Source organism: Curvibacter gracilis ATCC BAA-807 (assembly GCF_000518645.1).
Lineage (GTDB): Bacteria > Pseudomonadota > Gammaproteobacteria > Burkholderiales > Burkholderiaceae_C > Curvibacter > Curvibacter gracilis.
This window is the reverse complement of sequence record NZ_KI912466.1, coordinates 1-18,630: the sequence shown is the minus strand read 5'-3', so window position 1 is coordinate 18,630 and position 18,630 is coordinate 1. Positions and strand designations below refer to the sequence as shown.

22 protein-coding genes are annotated in these 18,630 nt (G+C 66.1%); 11 read left to right on the top strand and 11 right to left on the bottom strand.

Annotated elements, in window-relative coordinates:
- The first annotated feature begins 100 nt into the window (after positions 1-100).
- From L880_RS0125710 to L880_RS0125700, 3 genes are all read left to right on the top strand, one after another.
- Positions 101-475 carry a DMT family protein gene (locus L880_RS0125710; protein ID WP_211245361.1) on the top strand — a complete coding sequence of 125 codons (375 nt, stop codon included), beginning with the start codon at positions 101-103 and terminating at the stop codon, positions 473-475.
- Positions 476-597: 122 nt separating this feature from the next.
- Entirely contained in the window at positions 598-1,245 is a 648-nt protein-coding gene (locus L880_RS0125705; RefSeq protein WP_019574643.1) for a DUF47 domain-containing protein, read from the top strand.
- Positions 1,246-1,259: 14 nt separating this feature from the next.
- Positions 1,260-2,270, top strand: coding sequence for an inorganic phosphate transporter (locus tag L880_RS0125700; RefSeq protein WP_027478035.1), 1,011 nt, complete (start codon positions 1,260-1,262; stop codon positions 2,268-2,270).
- Between the two features lie 71 nt (positions 2,271-2,341).
- On the opposite strand, the gene L880_RS0125695 is transcribed toward L880_RS0125700, so the two are convergent.
- The 3 genes from L880_RS0125695 to kynB form a co-directional block, all read right to left on the bottom strand.
- Positions 2,342-3,109, bottom strand: a complete 768-nt coding sequence (locus L880_RS0125695; protein ID WP_027478034.1) for a ParA family protein — start codon at positions 3,107-3,109, stop codon at positions 2,342-2,344.
- A 100-nt stretch (positions 3,110-3,209) separates the two neighbouring features.
- Positions 3,210-4,106 (bottom strand): tryptophan 2,3-dioxygenase, encoded by an 897-nt coding sequence (kynA, locus tag L880_RS0125690; RefSeq protein WP_027478033.1) that lies wholly within the window; start codon positions 4,104-4,106, stop codon positions 3,210-3,212.
- Between the two features lie 53 nt (positions 4,107-4,159).
- A complete protein-coding gene (gene kynB / locus L880_RS0125685; protein ID WP_027478032.1) occupies positions 4,160-4,804 on the bottom strand; it encodes an arylformamidase in 645 nt (214 codons plus the stop codon).
- A gap of 115 nt (positions 4,805-4,919) precedes the next feature.
- On the opposite strand from kynB, the gene L880_RS0125680 reads away from it, so the two are divergent.
- From L880_RS0125680 to L880_RS33665, 3 genes are read left to right on the top strand one after another with little or no spacing between them, the layout of a single operon-like run.
- On the top strand, positions 4,920-5,222 hold the full coding sequence (locus tag L880_RS0125680) for a FeoA family protein (RefSeq protein ID WP_051443608.1): 303 nt from the start codon (positions 4,920-4,922) through the stop codon (positions 5,220-5,222).
- Entirely contained in the window at positions 5,222-7,099 is a 1,878-nt protein-coding gene (gene feoB, locus L880_RS0125675) for a ferrous iron transporter B (RefSeq protein WP_027478030.1), read from the top strand. Before L880_RS0125680 ends, feoB begins: the two co-directional genes overlap by 1 nt.
- Before the next feature lie 2 nt (positions 7,100-7,101).
- Positions 7,102-7,332 carry a hypothetical protein gene (locus tag L880_RS33665; RefSeq protein WP_043330753.1) on the top strand — a complete coding sequence of 77 codons (231 nt, stop codon included), beginning with the start codon at positions 7,102-7,104 and terminating at the stop codon, positions 7,330-7,332.
- 6 nt (positions 7,333-7,338) lie between these two features.
- On the opposite strand, the gene L880_RS33660 is transcribed toward L880_RS33665, so the two are convergent.
- From L880_RS33660 to L880_RS0125655, 3 genes are read right to left on the bottom strand one after another with little or no spacing between them, the layout of a single operon-like run.
- A complete protein-coding gene (locus L880_RS33660) occupies positions 7,339-7,671 on the bottom strand; it encodes a YkgJ family cysteine cluster protein (protein ID WP_043330751.1) in 333 nt (110 codons plus the stop codon).
- An 8-nt stretch (positions 7,672-7,679) separates the two neighbouring features.
- Positions 7,680-8,606 carry an ornithine carbamoyltransferase gene (gene argF, locus L880_RS0125660; RefSeq protein WP_027478029.1) on the bottom strand — a complete coding sequence of 309 codons (927 nt, stop codon included), beginning with the start codon at positions 8,604-8,606 and terminating at the stop codon, positions 7,680-7,682.
- Positions 8,603-9,808, bottom strand: coding sequence for an aspartate aminotransferase family protein (locus L880_RS0125655; RefSeq protein ID WP_027478028.1), 1,206 nt, complete (start codon positions 9,806-9,808; stop codon positions 8,603-8,605). The genes argF and L880_RS0125655 overlap by 4 nt, the downstream gene beginning before the upstream one ends.
- A 384-nt stretch (positions 9,809-10,192) precedes the next feature.
- On the opposite strand from L880_RS0125655, the gene L880_RS0125650 reads away from it, so the two are divergent.
- A complete protein-coding gene (locus L880_RS0125650; protein WP_027478027.1) occupies positions 10,193-10,522 on the top strand; it encodes a DUF3579 domain-containing protein in 330 nt (109 codons plus the stop codon).
- 75 nt (positions 10,523-10,597) lie between these two features.
- A complete protein-coding gene (locus tag L880_RS33655) occupies positions 10,598-11,821 on the top strand; it encodes a mechanosensitive ion channel family protein (RefSeq protein WP_051443607.1) in 1,224 nt (407 codons plus the stop codon).
- 148 nt (positions 11,822-11,969) lie between these two features.
- Here L880_RS33655 and rpsT read toward each other — a convergent pair whose 3' ends face one another.
- Positions 11,970-12,269 (bottom strand): 30S ribosomal protein S20, encoded by a 300-nt coding sequence (gene rpsT, locus L880_RS0125640; RefSeq protein WP_027478026.1) that lies wholly within the window; start codon positions 12,267-12,269, stop codon positions 11,970-11,972.
- A 110-nt stretch (positions 12,270-12,379) separates the two neighbouring features.
- On the opposite strand from rpsT, the gene murJ reads away from it, so the two are divergent.
- Both murJ and L880_RS0125630 read left to right on the top strand, forming a co-directional pair.
- On the top strand, positions 12,380-13,945 hold the full coding sequence (murJ, locus tag L880_RS0125635; protein WP_027478025.1) for a murein biosynthesis integral membrane protein MurJ: 1,566 nt from the start codon (positions 12,380-12,382) through the stop codon (positions 13,943-13,945).
- 86 nt (positions 13,946-14,031) lie between these two features.
- Positions 14,032-14,883, top strand: a complete 852-nt coding sequence (locus L880_RS0125630) for a SirB1 family protein (RefSeq protein ID WP_019574628.1) — start codon at positions 14,032-14,034, stop codon at positions 14,881-14,883.
- Between the two features lie 20 nt (positions 14,884-14,903).
- Here the strand turns inward: L880_RS0125630 and L880_RS0125625 are convergent, their stop codons facing one another.
- The 4 genes from L880_RS0125625 to L880_RS0125610 form a co-directional block, all read right to left on the bottom strand.
- Positions 14,904-15,941 carry a GlxA family transcriptional regulator gene (locus L880_RS0125625; RefSeq protein ID WP_051443606.1) on the bottom strand — a complete coding sequence of 346 codons (1,038 nt, stop codon included), beginning with the start codon at positions 15,939-15,941 and terminating at the stop codon, positions 14,904-14,906.
- Complete coding sequence (locus L880_RS0125620) at positions 15,920-16,558, bottom strand: DJ-1/PfpI family protein (protein ID WP_027478023.1); 639 nt, start codon at positions 16,556-16,558, stop codon at positions 15,920-15,922. Before L880_RS0125620 ends, L880_RS0125625 begins: the two co-directional genes overlap by 22 nt.
- Positions 16,555-17,121 (bottom strand): isochorismatase family protein, encoded by a 567-nt coding sequence (locus L880_RS0125615; protein WP_027478022.1) that lies wholly within the window; start codon positions 17,119-17,121, stop codon positions 16,555-16,557. The genes L880_RS0125620 and L880_RS0125615 overlap by 4 nt, the downstream gene beginning before the upstream one ends.
- A gap of 125 nt (positions 17,122-17,246) precedes the next feature.
- Entirely contained in the window at positions 17,247-18,119 is an 873-nt protein-coding gene (locus L880_RS0125610) for an EamA family transporter (protein ID WP_027478021.1), read from the bottom strand.
- Positions 18,120-18,193: 74 nt separating this feature from the next.
- On the opposite strand from L880_RS0125610, the gene L880_RS0125605 reads away from it, so the two are divergent.
- On the top strand, positions 18,194-18,630 hold a 437-nt coding region (locus tag L880_RS0125605; protein ID WP_027478020.1), incomplete at its 3' end, for a MarR family winged helix-turn-helix transcriptional regulator.

The following is an 18,630-nucleotide window of genomic DNA, read 5'->3' as shown; positions in this document are numbered from 1 at the left end:
TTTTCATGGGGCTGGTGCTTCGTGGTCGGTCTTCGGATACGCCTGGTCAGCCGGTGGACATCTGGCTGATCTGGGGGTGCAGGCGGCGTGGCTCCGGATAATGGTGCCCATGCTGACCTTTTTCCAATCCTTCCCGGTGCCGCTGCAGGCCGCGGCCCTGCTGGTGCTGTCCAACCTGTTCATGACCTTTGCCTGGTACGGGCACCTCAAGAGCCTGGCGCAGACGCCCTGGTACACCGCCGCCTTCATCAGCTGGGGCATCGCGCTGTTCGAGTACCTGCTGCAGGTGCCGGCCAACCGCATCGGCTTCACCCAGCTCAATGTGGGGCAGCTCAAGATCATGCAGGAAGTGATCACCTTGACGGTGTTTGTGCCGTTTTCGGTGCTTTACATGCAGCAGCCGCTCAAGCTCGATTACCTCTGGGCCGGGCTGTGCATGGTGGGGGCGGTGTACTTCATCTTCCGCGGCGCCTGAGCCGCCAGCCTGAGGGGGAGGGCGGGCTCAGCGGCCGCCCATCCAGGCCGGCCGGTTAGAATCAGAGGCTTTGTCATTTTTTCGTCACAATCTGTGACCCCCTCAGTCCGCTAGGAGTCGCCATGCTGTTTGGCAAGCTGTTGCCCCGAGAAGGCAATTTTTTCGAGATGTTCAACCAGCACGCCCAGCACATCGTGGAGGCTGCGCGTGCGTTCTCCCAGTTGGTGGCCAACTACGGCGACCCCCATCTGCGTGAGAAGTACAACCAGGACGTCGACGCTGCCGAGCACGCCGCCGACCGCGTGACCCAGGACGTCAACCGCCTGATCCACAAGACCTTCATCACCCCGATCGACCGCGAGCAGATCCACTCGCTGATCAACACCATGGACGACGTGGCCGACCTGATCCAGGACTCGGCCGAGACCATGGCCCTGTATGACGTGCGCGTCATGACCGATGAAATCAGCCGCCTGACCGACCTGAGCCTGAAGTGCTGCGAACGCCTGCGCGACGCGGTGCAGTTGCTCGACAAGATCGCCGACCAGCCGGTGGCCGAAGCCGCCCTCAAGACCTGCGAAGAGATCGACCGCCTGGAGTCGGACGCCGACCGCGTGATGCGCTCTGCCATGAGCAAGCTGTTCCGCGAAGAGCCCGATGTGCGCGAAGTGATCAAGCTCAAGGCCATTTACGAGTTGTTGGAAACCATCACCGACAAGTGCGAAGACGTGGCCAACCTGATCGAGGGCATCATCCTCGAGAACTCCTGATCTGGGGCACTCACATGAGCAATGTTCCGGTAGCACTGTGGGCTGTCATGGTGCTGGTCGCCATGGCCCTGGTGTTCGACTTCATGAACGGGTTTCATGATGCCGCCAACTCGATCGCCACGGTGGTGTCCACGGGGGTTCTGAAGCCCGGGCAGGCCGTGGTGTTTGCGGCCTTCTTCAATTTCATCGCCATCTTCATCTTCCACCTCAGCGTGGCCGCGACGGTGGGCAAGGGCATTGCCGATGCCGGCGTGATCGACATCCACGTGGTGTTCGGTGCCCTGGCAGGGGCCATTTTCTGGAACCTGATCACCTGGTATTACGGCATTCCCAGCAGCTCCTCGCATGCCCTGATCGGCGGCATCGTGGGTGCCGTGATCGCCAAGGCCGGCGCCAGCGCGCTGATCGGTGCCGGCATCCTGCGCACGGTGGCCTTCATCTTCATCTCGCCCTTGCTGGGCTTTCTGTTTGGCTCGCTGATGATGGTGGCCGTGGCCTGGATCTGCCGCCGCACCCGCCCGTCCAAGATCGATCGCTGGTTCCGGCGCCTGCAACTGATTTCGGCCGGCGCCTACAGCCTGGGCCACGGCGGCAATGATGCGCAAAAGACCATCGGCATCATCTGGATGCTGCTGATCGCCACCGGTTACGCCTCGGCCCAGGAATCGGCGCCGCCCACCTGGACCATCATCTGCTGCTACATGGCCATCGGGCTGGGCACCATGTTCGGCGGCTGGCGCATCGTGAAGACCATGGGCCAGAAGATCACCAAGCTCAAGCCCGTGGGCGGCTTCTGCGCCGAAACCGGTGGGGCCATCACGCTGTTCATCGCCACCTTGCTGGGGGTGCCGGTGTCCACCACCCACACCATCACCGGCGCCATCGTCGGCGTGGGCTCGGTGCAGCGCGCCAGCGCCGTGCGCTGGGGGGTGGCCGGCAACATCGTCTGGGCCTGGGTGCTGACCATTCCGGCCTCGGCCTTTGTGGCCGGCGTGGCCTACTGGGTGAGCCTGCAGCTGTTCTGAGCCAGCGCGCATCCTCCCGAAACCCCGCCAGCGGTCCTCCGTGGCGGGGTTTTGTCTTTCAGGCGTTCAGCTCAGGTGTTCAGGGACTCGTACAGAGCCACCAGTTCCTGCGTCAGCTTGTGGCGCGGGTCGAGGTGGATCATGGGCCGGGCCAGCTCGTGCGACTCCTTGATCTTCACGCTGGCGCTGAGGTAGGGCTGGCACACCGGCAGGCCTTCGTCGATCAGCTCCTGCACGGTGCGACGGGGCAGGGCGGCGCGGGGCTGGAACTGGTTCACCACAATGCCGTCCACGCGCAGATCGGGGTTGTGGTCGGCCTGGATCTCCTTGACGCTGTCGAGCAGACCATAGAGCGCCCGGCGCGAGAAGTCATCGCAGTCAAACGGGATCAGGCACGACTCGGCCGCGATCAGCGCTGAGCGGGTGTAGAAATTGAGCGCCGGTGGCGTGTCGATCCAGATCGCGTCGTAGTCGTCCGCCAGCTCTTGCAGGGCATCGCGCAGCTTGTAGATCTTGTAGCGGCTCTCCAGCTTGCCATGCAGTTCTTCCAGTGCCGGGCTGGACGGCATGACGTGCAGGTTCTCCCAGGGGGAGGCGACGATGAAGTCGCTGGTGGCGGGCGCACGCAGGGTGAACTTGAGCGTGGTGTCGAAAAAGTCGGCCACCCCGCTCAGGCCCTGCTCCACCGCATCCCCCAGCAGGTAGCGGCTGGAGTTGCCCTGGGGGTCGAGGTCGACCACCAGGGTGCGTTGGCCCAGGTGCGCGCCGATGGCGGCCAGGTTGCTGGTGATGGTCGATTTGCCGACCCCGCCCTTCTGATTGAAAACAACGCGTCGCATGACCGATTCCGTGCAGTTGCAATGGGGGTATTGTGCATTGCAACATCTCCAAGGTCTTGAGCAAATCCAAGTGGGCCACCCAAGACCCTGTGCGGGCCGTTCAAAGGTCGGTGCGCAGGCGCCAGATTTCGGGGAAGAGCACCACGTCGAGCATCTTGCGCAGGTAGCTCACGCCGCCGGTGCCGCCGGTGCCGCGCTTGAAGCCGATGACGCGCTCGACCGTGGTCAGGTGGCGGAAGCGCCACAGGCGGAAGGCGTCTTCGAGGTCGGTGAGCTCTTCGCCCAGCTGGTACAGGTCCCAGTGCGCCTTGGGGTCGCGGTACACCGTGAGCCAGGCCTGCTCGACGCCGTCGCTGGCCTCGTAGGGCTGGGTCCAGTCGCGCTCGGTGTGGCTGGCGGGCACGGCCAGGCCGCGGCGCGCCAGCAGACGCAGGGCCTCGTCGTACAGCGAGGCGCTCTGGTAGCGCTCCTGCACCATGGCCAGCAATTCGGGCCGGTGCTCGTGGGGCTTGAGCATGGCGGCGTTCTTGTTGCCCAGCGCGAATTCGATGCAGCGGTACTGGTAGCTCTGGAAGCCGCTGGAGTTCACCAGGTAGGGGCGGATGGCGCTGTATTCGGGCGGTGTCATGGTGGCCAGCACGTCCCAGGCATGCACCAGTTGCTCCATGATCTTGCTGACCCGGGCCAGCATCTTGAAGGCCGTCTGCAGGTCGTCGGCTGCGATGTGGCGGATGGCGGCCCCCAGCTCGTGCAGCATCAGCTTCATCCAGAGTTCGCTGGTCTGGTGCTGCACGATGAACAGCATCTCATTGTGGTCGGGTGAGCGCGGGTGCTGGGCCGTCAGGATGCTGTCCAATTGCAGGTAGTCGCCATAGCTCATCGACTGGCTGAAGTCGAGCTGGGCGCGCTCTTCGGCGACGATGCGCTCGGTGGCGTGGGCCGGGGTCGGCTCCTGCGGCTGGTCGGGCTTGGCTGCGGTGTTGTGGTAGGGGCACATGGTGGGGGTCCTTCTTGTGTTGGCAGGGGTTGCAAAGGTCGTGGATGGGGCGGTCAGCGCGGCTGCGACAGGCGTCTCAGCACGGCCCGCACCGGCGAGGCGTCGGCGCTGATCAGCTTCAGGGGCAGGGCGATCAATTCGTAGTCGCCTTCAGGCACCTCGTCGAGCACCAGGTTTTCCAGCACGCGCAGGCCGCGGCGACGGATCACCTGATGGCTGTCCAGCGTCTTGCTGTCGGCCGGGTCGATGCTGGCGCTGTCGATGCCGATCAGGCAGGCCCCCAGGTCGGCCAGTTGCTCCAGCGTCTCGGGGGCAAAAGCGGGCAGATCAGGGTCCCATTGCGTGGGGGCCTGGCGGTAGCAGCGCACCAGCACGCGCGGGGGCATGGCCTGCCCGGTGGGCAGGGCGTGGGCCAGATCAGACCAGCGCAGCAGCGGGCCGCGGTCGATGGCATGGATCACCCGGCAAGGGCCCAGAAAGGGCTCCAGCGGCAGCAGCCCGACCGGGCTGCCGGCCGGGTCGTAATGCAGCGGCGCATCGGCGTGGGCGCCCACATGGGGCGACAGGCTGAGGGTGGCGACGTTCACCGGACAGCCCGGGCCCAGGGTGGCGGCCCAGTGCTGCTGGTAGGGCGCATCGCCCGGAAACACCGGGGCGTCAGCATGGATGGGGGGGGAGATATCCCAGATCTGTTGCATGGGCGCTGACGTTACTGGCGCCAGAATTTCGTGGTGTCGCTTATTTCAGACAGGCGGCGCATTTTCTGGAGGGGCTAGAATAAGAATAGTTTTCATTCAGAAGGCGACTGTGCCGATGTCCAAGCCCCCCGTGGTCAGCTCCCCCGCCCAGGAGATGGGAGTCCATGAATTGCCGCTGCGCGTCGATGCGCAGGTGGTGCGCCTGGAATTGCCCAGTTCACCCGAAGACCAGGAGTTGCTGCTGCGTCTGCTCGAGATCGGCTTTCTGCCCGGCGAGCCCGTGCGGGTGATTGCCCGCGGCTTCCCGGCCGCCGATCCGATTGCCGTGCGCGTGGGGCACACCACCTTTGCCTTGCGCAGCCATGAGGCGGCGCTGATCCGGGTGTCCCTGGCCGCCCCAGCCGAAAAGAGAATCTGATGACCGAGGCCGCTCCCTCTTTACGTGCCGCCTTGCTGGGCAACCCCAATTGCGGCAAGACCGCGCTCTTCAACCTGCTCACCGGCAGCCGCCAGAAGGTGGCCAACTATGCAGGCGTGACCGTCGAGCGCAAGGAGGGGGTGGTGGCCACGCCGGGTGGGCGGCGCGTGGTGGTGCTGGACCTGCCGGGCGCCTACAGCCTGAACGCCTTGAGTGCCGACGAGGCCGTCACGCGCGACATCGTGACCGGCCACCGGGCCGGCGAGCCGGTGCCCGATCTGCTGGTGTGTGTGGCCGATGCCACCAACCTGAAGCTCAACCTGCGCCTGGTGCTGGAGGCTCGTTCCCTGGGCCTGCCCATGGTGCTGGCCCTGAACATGAGCGATGCCGCCCGCCGCGAGGGCATCCACATCGACCGCGAGGTGTTGGCGCGTGAGCTGGGCATGCCGGTGCTGGAGACCGTGGGCATCCGCCACGACGGAGCCCACGAGCTGCTGGCCTTCTTCGAGCAGTGGCAGGCCACCCGACGCAGCGGCCAAGGGGCCCGGGCCTGGCATGCGCCGCATTTCGACGAGGTGATGGCCACCCAGCTGGAGGTGCGGCGCATCCTGGGCTTGGCGGTTCAGACGCCGGCCGACACCCTGCACACCGACGACGCCATCGACCGCGTGGTGCTGCACCCGCTGTGGGGCATGCTGATCCTGGCGTTCACCCTGTTCATGATGTTCCAGGCCGTGTTCAGCTGGGCCACCGTGCCCATGGACGCCATCAAGGGCGGCGTGGACGGCCTGGCCGAACTGGTGCGCGAGCAGGTGCCGGCGGGTGTGCTGCAAAGCCTGCTGGCCGACGGCGTGCTGGCCGGGGCCGGCGGCGTGCTGGTGTTCCTGCCGCAGATCCTGATCCTGTTCTTCTTCATCCTGGTGCTGGAAGATTCGGGTTACCTGCCCCGGGCGGCCTTTCTGCTGGACCGGGTCATGGGCACGGTGGGCCTGTCTGGCCGCTCCTTCATCCCGCTGCTGTCGAGCTTTGCCTGCGCCATCCCTGGCGTGATGGCCACCCGCACCATCACCCATTGGCGCGATCGCCTGGTCACCATCATGATCGCCCCGCTGATGACCTGCTCGGCCCGGCTGCCGGTGTACGCACTGCTGATCAGCGCCTTCATCCCTGAGCGCACGGTGGGCGGGGTGTTCAATCTGCAAGGCCTGGTGATGTTCGCCTTGTACGTGGGGGGCATCGTCGGCGCCATGGCGGTGGCGGCGGTGTTCAAGCTGTGGCGCGGCAATGCCCGGCCCACGCCCCTGGTCATGGAGTTGCCTGCCTACCGCTGGCCCAGCCTGCGCAACCTGGCCCAGGGCCTGTTCGAGCGCGCCTCGATCTTCGTCAAGCGGGTGGGCAGCATCATCCTGGCCCTGATGGTGGTGCTGTGGTTCCTGTCCACCTACCCGGGGGCACCCGAGGGCGCGACCGGTGCCGCCATCCAGTACAGCTTTGCCGGCCAACTGGGCCGCCTGTTGGAAACGGTGTTCGCACCCATCGGCTTCAACTGGCAGATCGCCATCGCCCTGGTGCCCGGCCTGGCCGCGCGCGAGGTGGCCGTGGGCGCCTTGGGCACGGTGTATGCCCTGTCGGCCAGCGGTGAGGATGTGGCGGCCGAACTGGGCCCTTTGATTGCGCACAGCTGGTCGCTGGCCACGGCGCTGTCCTTGCTGGTCTGGTATGTGTTTGCACCGCAGTGCATCTCCACCCTGGTCACCGTGCGCCGCGAAACCAACAGCTGGCGCTATGTGGCGCTGATGGCCGGCTACCTGTTTGCCCTGGCCTACGGGGCCAGCTGGCTCACCTATCGGATCACCTTGATGCTCGGAGGCGCTTGATCATGTGGCAGCAATGGATTGTTGGCCTGGTGGTGGTTCTGGCCGGGGTGTATGCCCTGTGGTACTGGATGCCGGCGGCCTGGCGCAAGCCGCTGGGGCGGGTGCAGAAGAAGCTGGGCGAGGCGCCCGGCTGCGGAGCCTGCAGCGACTGCGGGGGCTGCGGCCCGGCCAAGACACCGGCGGCAGGCGCCGCCAGCGGCCGCGAGCCGCTGTGGATGAAGCCCGGGCGCTGAGCGCTCTCAAACGATCCGGTCGCCCACCACCTCGGCATAAGGGGGCAGGCCGTGACGGGCACGGGCCTTTTCGCAGCCGTAGTCGCCCGCCTCCAACTCATGGCAGGGCGCCGGGCGCCATTCGTAGATGCCGCAGGCCACCTTTTCGCCCACCTTGCCGGTGAGGGCTGCGCAGCGGATGGGCACGTGGTCGGTGCCGCGCATCCGGCAGGTGCTGCCGTTGACCTCGACCGTCAGGCCGGACGGCACCTTGCCGCCGGCCTCGTCCAGCTCATAGACCGAAAAATCGACCCGATAGGAGGCGCAGCAGGCGCCACAGCTCAGGCAGGGATGGCTCATGGCAGACCTCAGCTGACGCGCCCCAGCAGCAGGAATTCCATCAAGGCCTTTTGCACGTGCATGCGGTTCTCGGCCTCGTCCCAGACGACGGATTGGGGGCCATCGATCACGTCGGCTTCGACTTCCTCACCACGGTGGGCGGGCAGGCAGTGCATGAACAAGGCGTCCGGTCGGGCCACCTTCATCATCTCGGTGTCCACGCACCAGTCGGCAAAGGCGGCACGGCGGGCCTCGTTCTCGGCCTCATAGCCCATGCTGGTCCAGACATCGGTGGTCACCAGATCGGCGTTGCGGCAGGCCTCCAGCGGATCACTGAACACTTCGAAGCAGTCGCGGCGGCTGACGCCGGCCACGCTCTCATTGACCTCGTAGCCGTTGGGCGTGCTGACATGCACCTTGAAGTCGAGCAGCTCGGCCGCCTGCAGCCAGGTGTTGGCCATGTTGTTGCCATCACCCACCCAGGCCACGGTCTTGCCCTGGATCGAGCCGCGGTGCTCGATGTAGGTGAAGATGTCGGCCAGGATCTGGCAGGGGTGGAACTCGTTGGTCAGGCCGTTGATGACGGGCACGCGCGAGTGCTCGGCAAAGCGCTCGATCTTGTCCTGGCCGAAGGTGCGGATCATCACCAGATCGACCATGCGACTGATCACCTTGGCGCTGTCTTCGATGGGTTCGGCCCGGCCCAACTGGCTGTCGCCGGTGGTCAGGTGAACCACCGAGCCACCCAACTGGTACATGCCGGCCTCAAAGCTCACCCGGGTGCGGGTGCTGGCCTTCTCGAAGATCATGGCCAGCGTGCGGTCGGCCAGCGGGTGGTATTTTTCGTAGGCCTTGAACTTCTTCTTGATGATGGCGGCGCGCTGCAGCAGGTGCGCGTATTCATTGGCGCTCAGGTCCTTGAACTGCAGGTAGTGGCGCAGGGCGGTGGTGCTCATTGCGCGCCTCCTGCCAGGAAGGCCTTCACCAGCGGTGCCAGGATGGCGACGATCTGATCGGCTTCGTCGGTGCTGAGGATCAGCGGCGGCACGATGCGGATCACGCTGTCGGCCGTCACGCTCAGCAGCAGGCCGGCTTCGGCCGCCTGGCCTGTCAGCGCGCCGCAGGGGCGGTCGAGCTCGACACCGATCATCAGGCCTTGGCCGCGGATCTCCTTCACCCCGGGCAGGCTGCCCAGTTCGCGCACCAGGGCGGCGCGCAGGTGGGCGCCGACACGGGCGGCGTTGTCCAGCAGGCCGTCTTCTTCCATGATGCGGATGGTTTCAACCCCGGCGCGCATGGCCAGTGGGTTGCCGCCGAAGGTGGTGCCATGGTTGCCGGGCTGGAAGATGGCTGCGGCCTTGGGGCCCGCCACCACTGCGCCGATCGGCACGCCCGAGCCCAGGCCCTTGGCCAGGGGCATCACATCGGGCACGATGCCGGCCCATTGGTGGGCAAACCACTTGCCGGTGCGGCCCATGCCGCACTGCACTTCGTCGATCATCATCAGCCAGTCGCGTTCGGTGCACAGGGCGCGCAACTGCTGCAGGTACTCGATCTGCATCGGGTTGATGCCGCCTTCGCCCTGGATGGTCTCGAAGAACACCGCCACCACGTTCGGGTTGCCTTCGGTGGCCTTCTTGAGCGCTTCGATGTCGTTCACCGGCACACGCAGAAAGCCTTCGACCAGGGGGCCGAAGCCTTGCTGGATCTTCTGGTTGCCGGTGGCCGACAGCGTGGCGATCGAGCGGCCGTGGAAGGCCTTCTCATAGACCACGATGACGGGGCGGTCGATGCCCTTGTCATGGCCGAACTTGCGGGCCAGCTTGATGGCGGCTTCGTTGGCTTCCAGGCCGGTGGAGCAGAAGAACACATTGCTCATGCCCGAGAACTCGACCAGCTTGGTCGCCAGGGCTTCCTGGCCGGGCACGTGGTAGTAGTTGCAGCAATGGATCAGCTTGGCGATCTGGTCTTGCAGGGCGGGCACCAGTTTGGGGTGGTTGTGTCCCAGGGTGTTGACGGCAATGCCAGCCAGACCGTCGAGGTACTTTCGCCCATTCACGTCCCAGACCCAGGCGCCTTGCCCGTGCGACATCGCGATGGGCAGGCGGCCATAGGTGTTCATCACGTGGGGTGAAGAGGCCTCAATCAGTGCGGTCATGCTGTACTCCAAAACAGGGCTTAAGGTCGCCAAAAACCAGGTCCCGCTCTATAAAGGCGTGTCGGTCGGGCTTGGCATCGGTCTTGCGATGTCTCGGAGGCCCTGCCGGGATGGATTCCCGGGCGGGCTGAAGGGACATTTCGCTTGGCGGATTTCAAGCCCGGCTGGGTGCCAGCGGGGCCGGTTTTTGGCCGGTAGCTCAGCGACGGTCAAACCGCTGAAACGCAATTCTAGGCGCTGCTTGGCGAAGCTTTTTTGACCATTTCGCATTACAGCAATGCATGTCGTCAGGTGGTTTTTAGTCTTATATAAGATAGAATACTCATGCTGAACCGGGCAGCGATCCTGTCTGAGCTTCTTCCAACCCCCACAAGCCCTCACCCCATGGTTTCTGATTCCGCCAAAGAAGTCTTCATCCAGGGTCTTACCCATGATGGCAAGACCTTCCGGCCCAGCGATTGGGCTGAGCGTCTGGCAGGTGTCATGAGCCAGTTCCGCCCTGGCGGGGCCCACCCGGGCAGTCACCTGAGCTATTCGCCCTGGTGCATTCCGACCACGCTCAATGGCGTCAAGTGTGTGGTGGTGCATCGGGACCTGCGCGATTTCGAGCCCATGGCCTGGGATTTCGTGCTCAATTTCGCCCGTGACAACCACCTGCAGGTCGCTGAGGCCTGCCTGGTGCCCGACGCGCCCTCCAAGCCCAAGGCGGGCTGAGCGAGCTCTGGATCGGCCGCAGGCGCTTGCATTTGTAACGCGGGCGGGCCATTCGACTCTTCTATCATCGGCCGCATGACGACCGATCTGATTCTGGCCTGGGGCCTGGCTGCCCTCGAAACCGGCTTGCTGCTGGCCTTGTTGTGGGGCATCTGGCGCCTGGCGGGGCGGCTGCGCCACTGGCTGGATGATTCCGTGGCGCGGTCGTGCGATGAGGAACTGGCAGATCACCACGCCGAACCCCATCCGGACCGACTGGCGCTGCCGGTGCGCGTGCCCGGCTGGATGCCCTACTTGCGTTCGCTGCTGGCCCGGGTTGTCGAGTTGATGGCCATCTTCCTGTCGGCCGCGCTGCTTTTCTCCTGGCTGAGCTCGGTGCTGCTGCTGTTCCCGCTGACCGAAGGCGTTGGGCATCGGCTGGGCGGTTTTCTGGGCGATGCGCTGAGCACGGTGGGGCAGGGCCTGCTCAAGCAGTTGCCCGGTTTGATCGTGGTGGTGGTGATCGTGGCCCTGGCCCAGGCGGCGGTGCAGGCGTCCAACACGCTGTTCCGGGCCGTGTCGCGGCGCCAGCTGCAGTTGTCGGTGATCCACCCGGAAACCGCCAGCGCCACCCGGCGCCTGGTGGCCCTGGCGATCTGGGCCTTTGCCGTGGTGGCGGCCTACCCCTACCTGCCGGGCTCGCAGAGCGATGCCTTCAAAGGGCTGTCGGTGTTGCTGGGGGCGATGGTGACCCTGGGCTCCAGCGGCGTGGTGAACCAGCTCATGAGCGGTCTGGTGCTGGTGTACTCGCGGGCCCTGCGCGTGGGCGACCACGTGGTGATCGGGCAGGGCGCCGATGCGGTGGAGGGGGTGGTGCAGCAGGTGGGTGGCCTGGCCACCAAGCTGGTCAATGTGCGCAACGAGGAGATCACCATTCCCAATGCGGTGCTCATGAGCAATGCCATCAAGAACTACTCCAGGCTGTCGGGCAGTTCGGGCACGCTGTTCAGCACCCGCATCAGCATCGGCTACGACGCCGAATGGCGGCAGGTGCATGCCCTGATGTTGCAGGCCGCCGCGCGCACGCCGGGTCTGCGTTCCGAACCCAAGCCCTATGTGCTGCAACGGGCGCTGGGCGATTTCTATGTCGAATACGAGCTGCTGGCCCATCTGGACCGGCCGTTGCAGCGGCTCCAGGTGCTGTCGCACCTGCACGAGAACCTGCAGGACTGTTTCAACGAGGCCGGGGTCCAGATCATGTCGCCGCACTTCATGATGCAGCCGGCACAGCCGGTGATGGTGCGGCGCGAGGCGCCATGACCTTGTGCCACTGTCGGGCATGGTGCAAAAACGACAGGCAACAAAAAACCGCCCGTAGGCGGTTTTTGCTTTGCTGACAGCGCACCCGTGGCAAACGGCGGACAGAACGCTTGGAAAGCGGCCCGTCCGGGCTGTTTTACCTGAAAGTTCAGGCGGCGAGGGCCAGGGCCTTCACCTTGGCGGCCAGGCGGCTCTTGTCGCGCGCGGCCTTGTTCTTGTGGAAGATGCCCTTGTCGGACACGGTGTCGACCACGCTCTGGGCCTTGGCAAAGGCTTCAGCAGCCTTGGTCTTGTCGCCGGCGGCGACGGCCTTTTCGACGTTCTTCACAGCGGTGCGGTACTTGGAGCGCAGCGAGGTGTTGGCGGCGTTGATCTTGACGTCTTGGCGAACGCGCTTGCGGCCGGAGGCCAGACGCGGGTTCTTTTTCTTGGGCTTGGTAGATGCCATTTTTAAATTCCTTGTGTGTTTGGAGATGTTGCCAGCAAAGCCCGCGATTGTAGCCCAGCTGTCATGAAGCGTCCAATATTGGCGCCTTGGACTGCGCATACACTCGGTGCGTGACCCTTTTCAAAGCCGCCTCTACCGTCTCGCTGCTCACGCTGGCGTCCCGAATCACCGGTCTGGTGCGGGAGTTGCTGGTGGCCTCGGCCTTTGGTGCCAGCGCGATGACCGACGCCTTCAACGTGGCGTTCCGCATTCCCAACCTGTTTCGCCGCTTCTTTGCCGAAGGCGCGTTCAGCCAGGCCTTCATCCCGGCGCTGGCGGCCAGCAAGGAGCAGCACGGCGAGGAGGCCACCCGGCGCGTGATCAGCCAGGTGGCCACGGTGCTGGCCTGGGCCCTGGTGCTCACCTGCGTGCTGGGCGTGCTGGGCGCACCCTTGATGGTCTGGGGCATGGCCAGCGGCCTGCAGCAAGACCCGGCCGGTTATGACGCGGCGGTGTTCATGACCCGCTGGATGTTCCCCTACATCGGTTTCATGTCGATGGTGGCCCTGTCGGCCGGGGTGCTCAACACCTGGAAGCGCTTTGCCGTGCCTGCCGCCACCCCGGTGCTGCTGAACCTGTCGATGATCCTGGCCGCCTGGCAGGGCGCGCCGTGGCTGTCGCGCATGAACATCGAACCCATTTTTGCCATGGTCGGTGGCGTGATGCTGGGCGGGGTGCTGCAACTGCTGGTGCAGGTGCCGGCGCTGCGTCGCCTGGGGCTTTTGCCGCGCATCGGCCTGAGCTGGCGCCAGCTGCGCCAGGCCTGGCAAGACCCGGCCACGCAGCAGGTGGTGGGGCTGATGCTGCCGGCTCTGCTCGGGGTGGGCGTGGCCCAGATCTCGATGATGATCAACACCCAGATCGCCTCGCACCTGGCCCCGGGCAGCGTCAGCTGGATCACCTATGCCGACCGGCTGATGGAGTTTCCCACGGCCATGCTGGGCGTGGCGCTGGGGGTGGTGCTGATGCCCCAGCTGGCGGCCGCGCGCTCGCGCAAGGACACCGCAGGCTATTCCGACCTGCTCGATTGGGGTCTGCGCCTGGTCATGCTGATGTCGGTGCCCAGCGCCGTGGCCTTGCTGACCTTTGCCAAACCCCTGGTCGCCACGCTGTACCACTACGGCCACTTCAGCGACCGCGACGTGCTGCAGACCACCACCGCCCTGATGGGCTGGGGTGTGGGCCTGGTGGGCGTGGTGGCGATCAAGGTGCTGGCGCCGGGCTACTTCGCCAACCAGGACACGCGCACCCCGGTGCGCATCGCCATCGGGGTGCTGGTGCTGACCCAGGTCTTCAACTACCTGCTCGTGCCTTATCTGCAGCACGCGGCGCTCACCCTGTCGATCGGACTGGGGGCCCTGGTCAATGCGGGCTGGCTGCTGGTGGGGCTGATGCGCCGCGGCTCTTACCGCCCGCTGCCCGGCTGGGGTCTGTTCATGCTGCAGGTGGTGGCGGGCAGCGCGGTGCTGGCCATCTTCCTGATCTGGGCCGCCAACAACTATGCCTGGCTGACCCTTCGCGACACCCCTTTCGTGCGGGTGGCTCTGCTGGGTGGGGTGATGCTGGGGGCCATGTTGATTTATTTCGGCGCCTTGTGGGCCGCCGGCCTCAAACTGCGCCATCTGCTGCGGCGTTGACCCGGCCCCTGGCGCTGGCGGCAGGCGCTCTGGCCGGTAGGCATCACGGGCTTGACGGTCGTGTTCACCCCATTTAAAACCTGACCATGGAACTGCGCTTTTCCGCTCCCACCCCCTTGGCGTACTTCCGCACGCTGGTGCAGAGCGACGACCAATTCCCGCTGCTCGAAGCCGTGGCCAGCCTGGGCCATGACGAGTACCCCGAGCTGGATGTACAGCAGGTGCTGGGCGATGTGGACCAGTTGCAGGCCAGGTTGCGGCGGCGCATCGCCACCGACGCCGCGGCCATGCAGAAGCTGCAGGTGCTGAACCAGTTCTTTTTTGCCGACCTGGGCTTTGGCGGCAACCTCAACAACTACTACGACCCCGACAACAGCTACCTGCACGCCGTGCTGCGCACGCGCCAGGGCATCCCCATCTCGCTGGCGGTGCTGTGGCTGGAGTTGGCCCAGGGGCTGGGGCTGCAGGCGCAGGGGGTGGGCTTTCCGGGGCATTTCCTGGTCAAGGTGAATCTGGCCGAGGGGCAGGTGGTGATCGACCCCTTCAATGGCCAGTCCCTTGGCCGTGAAGCCCTGTCCGAGCGGCTTGAGCCTTTCCGCCACCGCAGCGGCCTGGGCGACGATTTCGAGGCCCCGCTGGGCCTGTACCTGCAGGCCGCGCGGCCACGCGACGTGGTGGCGCGCATGTTGCGCAACCTGAAAGAGATCCACCGGGCCCAGAAAGACTGGGAGCGCCTGGTGGCGGTGCAGAACCGCCTGGTGATCCTGCTGCCCGATGCCTGGGTCGAGTACCGCGACCGCGGGCTGGCGCTGGCCGAGCAAGGCCAGGACGCGCTGGCCCGCGAAGACCTGCAGACCTACCTGCGCCATGCCCTGGACGCGGTCGACGTGGCCGAAGTGGCGGATCGCCTGGCCAGCCTGCGCTCTTCGGGCGCCTGAACCCACCCAGGCCGCCGCATTCAGCCTGCGCCGGCCTGCTCCGACGGCAGGCCGGCCATGCCCAGGTCATGCCAGGTGCGGCGCAGCTGGGTGTCCGAGCTGAAGCCCGCCATCGCCGCCGCCTGGGTCACGTTGTGGCCCGATTGCAGCGCGGCCTGGGCCACGGCCAGCCTGAGCTGGCGCAGGTAGGCCAGGGGCGCGATGCCCGCGTGCTCGGCAAACAGCCGGCCCAGGTGGCGCGCCGAGGTGTGGGCCACATCGGCCATGCGGGGCACGGTCCAATCCAATTGGGGCGCCTGGCTGACGGCATCCTGCACCCGGTGCAGGGCCGGGTGCAGGTGGTTGCGGTGGTTCAGAAAGGGCGACAGCTCCGGGTCTTGCGGGCCGCGGCGCAACGCCACCACCAGGGTCTGGGCCACCTGGGCGGTCACGGCCGGACCGCAGACACCGGCCACGCGGTGCAGCATCAGGTCGATGCCCGTGGTCACGCCGGCGCTGCTGCTCAAGGGGGGATCCAGCACGAAGACCCGGTTCTGCACCACCTCACAAAGGGGCTCGACTTCGCGCAATTCGTCCAGATGTTGATGGTGGGTGGTGGCCCGATGCCGGGCCAGCAAACCGGCATGGGCCGCGATCACCGCCCCGGCGCAGACGCACAGCAGTTCAAGCCGGCCGGCTTGCAGGCGCAGGCCGCGCAGCCAGTGCAGCACGGCGCGGCCTCCGGGGTGCGACAGGTCCACGCGGCGCCCGGGTTGCCCCACCAGCACCACCCAATCGCAGGTGTCAGCCTTGGACTTGTGTTCTGTCCCCAGCGCGGGCAGCGGCTCGATCTGGCTGATGAAGGCGCCGACCGAGCTGCGCGTGCTCGTGCTGGGGCCCACGAAATGCAGCTCGAACACCGACTCCTGCCCCTGGGCCTGCAGCACCTGATTGGCGATGCGCAAGGCCTCGGCCGGCCCGGCCCAATCAAGGATCAGGCTGTCGTCCAGCAACACGAAATGCACGAGCACCCGACCAGGCCGTCGGGTGTTCGGCGTCAATCCGCCTGTTGCAGCCATCGGTAGTCCATCTGTCTTGCCGTGCGTTCTGCAAGTGCCTGCCCGGCCAGCCGGGCCACCAGGTGCAGGCTCATGTCGATGCCGGCACTGATGCCGGCCGAAGTGATCAGGCGGCCGTGCTCCACCCAGCGCAGTCCCTCGAGCACCTGAAGGCCAGGGTGCTGACGGCGCAGATCGTCCAGATCTTCCCAGTGGGTGGTCACCGGCTCGTCACGCAGCACCCCGGCGCTGGCCAGGATGAACACCCCTGTGCACACCGAGGCCGTCAGCTGGGCATGGCGGGCGGCTTCGGCCACCCAGGCCAGCGTGGCCGGGCAGCGGGCTGCCTGTTCGACGACACCACCCGGCACCACCAGCACATCGGGATGGGGGCATGTGGCGAAGCTGCGCGAGGCCTCGATCCCCAGGCCGGCACGGGCCCGTATGGCCTGGCCTTGACGGCTGATGCAATGCACCTGCCAACGGCTGGCGCTCAGCAGGTCTTCACCGCTGTCCTCGGCATTCATGCGGGCGGCCATGCGGGCCGCGGTGGTGAACACCTCGTAGGGGCCGGCCAGGTCCAGCACCTCGACCTCGTCGAAACCGAGGATGCCGATCTGCAAGTCGGTCTCGCTCACACGGCCTCCTTGGCCCGATGCAGGGCTTGCTCCACGCTGCACAGGGTGCAGAAGCGGCCCTGCAGCACCGTGCCGGTGCGCAGCTTGATGTCGGCGGCGCTCAGGGTGCTGCCGTCGGGCTGGGTCATGTCCCAGGTCAGCGTGGCCTCGGTCACGTAGTCGACCGTCCAGCCCAGGTCGGAGGCGTGGCGGGTGGTGGTTTCGCAGCATTGCTCGGTGCGGATGCCGCTGATGATCAGTCGCCCCACGCCGTGGCGGGTCAGCCAGACATCGAGGCCGGTGCCGACCAGCGCGCTGTGCCGATGCTTGATGAAGGTGGCAGCGGGCTCGAAGGGCGTCAGACCCTCCAGGGCCCGCACCTGCCCGGAGGCCTGTGCGAAAGGGTTGTCGACCACTTCGGGCCCGTCGCTGTGCAGCACGCGGATCACCGGCAGGCCCAGGGCCACTGCGCCTTCGATCAGCGCGTTCTGGGCCGCCAGATAGGCCGGCAGGTCTTTTTCAGTGAAGAAGGGGCGGTGGCGGAAGGATTCCTGCACATCGATCACGATCAGGGCGGTGTTCATTTTCAGACTCCATCAAGGTGGTTTGGAGCCTTGATTCTTCCCAGTTTCATGCGGCTTGACCGCTCGGGTCAAGACCGGATTCAATCATTTTCAGACATCAATGCGAGGCGCCTGGTGGAGGGCTCTCACTTTTTGGGGGCGCTGGCCCATTGCACCGTCAGGATGCTGCCGAACACCAGCACCAGGCCCAGCAGCGACCAACCTGTCATCGCCTGCCCCAGCCACACCCAGCCCAGCACCACGGCCGTGAGCGGGCTCAGCAGCCCCAGCGAAGACACCGCCACCGAGGGCAGGCGGGCAATGCCGCGAAACCACAACGAATAGGCCAGCAGCGCCCCGACCAGGGAGAGGTAGGCATAGCCGAGCCCGGCCGTCCAGCCGAGTGAGGGCAGGGGCGGGTCGATCACCCAGGCCAACGGCGCCAGGATCAGACCGCCCAGCAGCAATTGCCAACCCGTGAAGGCCAGCACCGGCAGGTCGGTGCGCCAGCGTCGGGCCAGCAGGGTGCCGGCCGCCATGCAGGCGGTGCCGGCCAGGGCGGCGGCCAGGCCCACCGGGTTCCAGCTGGCCGTGGGCGACAGCAGCAGGGCGGCCATGCCGAGCACCCCGACGCCGGCCGCGCCCAGGGCCAGCGGCAGAGGGCGCTGCCGGTCCAGCAACCAGGCCAGGGCCATCACCAACAAAGGCTGGAGGGCCCCGGCCACCGCGGCCAATCCCCCAGGCAGGTGGTAGGCCGCGATGAAGAGCAGGGCCTGGAAGAAGCCGATGTTCAAGGCCGACAGCAGCAGAAGACGGCCCCAGTCACCCGGCCGCGGCCATCGGCGACAGAACGCCGTCAGCAACAGGCCTGCCGGCAAGGCTCGCAACAACGCCGCGGTGAAAGGGCGGTCTGGGGGCAGCATTTCGGTGGTGACCAGGTAGGTCGTGCCCCAGATCATGGGGGCCAGGGCGGTCAGGAGGGCGTCGCGCCACGGATGTTGAGCGGTGCTGGTTGACATATTTATCTCGATTTCAAGATAAATAAGCGTATCAGATAATCTCGATGTCAAGATAAATGCCCCCAGGAGTCAGCATGTCACCCCTCGAAAGCCGCTCACCCGATGCCGTCGATGCCATCCTGGCCCAGTGGCATCGGGAGCGTCCCGATCTGGACGTCAGCCCCATGGGCCTGATCGGGCGGCTCAAGCGCTGCGAAGTGCTGCTGCGGCGCAGGCTGGACGAAAAATTTGCCGAGTTCGGCCTGGCCGGTTGGGAGTTCGACATGCTGGCCACCTTGCGGCGGTCTGGTGCGCCTTACTGCCTGGCGCCCACGGCGCTGTTCTCGGCCATGATGGTCAGCTCGGGCACCATGACGCACCGCCTCAAGGGCTTGGAATCGTCTGGTTGGGTGCAGCGGGTGCCCAACCCCGAGGATGCGCGCAGCACGCTGGTGCAGCTCACCGACGCCGGCCTGGCATTGATTGATCAGGCGGTGTCGGCCCATGTCGACAACGAACGGGCGCTGCTGGC